Source organism: Brevundimonas denitrificans (assembly GCF_030160755.1).
Lineage (GTDB): Bacteria > Pseudomonadota > Alphaproteobacteria > Caulobacterales > Caulobacteraceae > Brevundimonas > Brevundimonas denitrificans.
The window spans coordinates 1-758 of record NZ_BSOY01000170.1; the positions used below are offsets into that span (position 1 = coordinate 1).

2 protein-coding genes are annotated in these 758 nt (G+C 60.2%); both read right to left on the bottom strand.

Annotation, left to right across the window (positions count from 1 at the left end; genetic code table 11):
* Positions 1–616 (bottom strand): 2Fe-2S iron-sulfur cluster-binding protein (locus QQJ79_RS15570; RefSeq protein ID WP_284223842.1); only part of this gene is annotated, 616 nt, incomplete at its 3' end.
* The gene (locus QQJ79_RS16105; protein WP_431307612.1) at positions 613–753 is read right to left on the bottom strand and encodes an NADH-ubiquinone oxidoreductase-F iron-sulfur binding region domain-containing protein; all 141 of its coding nucleotides are present in this window, start codon (positions 751–753) and stop codon (positions 613–615) included. The genes QQJ79_RS16105 and QQJ79_RS15570, both read right to left, overlap by 4 nt.
* Positions 754–758 lie beyond the last annotated feature (5 nt).

Here is a 758-nt window from a genome sequence, read left to right on the forward strand (position 1 = left end):
GGGCGCCGGTGGGGCAGGCCTGCACACATTCGCCGCAGGCAACGCAGGTACTGTCGCCCATGGGATCGTCCAGATCGACCACAACCTTGGATGCTGCGCCCCGGCCCGCCATGCCGATAACGTCATTGACCTGAACGTCCCGGCAGGCCCGCACACACAGGTTGCAATTGATACAGGCATCCAGATTGACCGCCATGGCCGGGTGGCTCAGGTCTTCTGTGGGCAGGGGACGGGCGGGGAAGCGGCTTCCATCGATGCCGTTCAGGTCCGCCATTTTCCAGAAATGACTATCCGGGTCGTAACTGTCGTTGCGCTCCGGCTGATCGGCGGCCAGCAGTTCCACCACCATCTTTCGGGCTTTTTCGGCCCGTTCTGTTGCCGTATGGACGATCATGCCGTCGGTTGGCGTGCGAATGCAACTGGCGGCCAGCACCCGTTCGCCTTCAATATCCACCATGCAGGCGCGGCAATTGCCATCGGCCTTGTATCCGGGGCGGTCCGCATGACAGAGATGGGGGATCAGGGTTCCCTGTTCCTTCGCCACATCCCAGATGGATTGCCCTTCGCGGGCGCTGACGGTTTTGCCATCAAGGGTGAAGGAAATTGTTCTGGTCATTTCATTTCCTCCGGAAAATATTTGAACAGGGACAGCAGGCCGTTTGGCGCGGCCTGTCCCAACCCGCAGATGGAGGCGCTTTGCATTACATGGCTGAGTTCTTCCAGCAAGGGGCGATCCCATTGATCGTCCTGCATCAGCT

Bases quoted from the DNA above. Each gene is read 5' to 3' on its own strand.
- QQJ79_RS16105 (WP_431307612.1), bottom strand. From the start codon at position 753: ATGCAGGACGATCAATGGGATCGCCCCTTGCTGGAAGAACTCAGCCAT.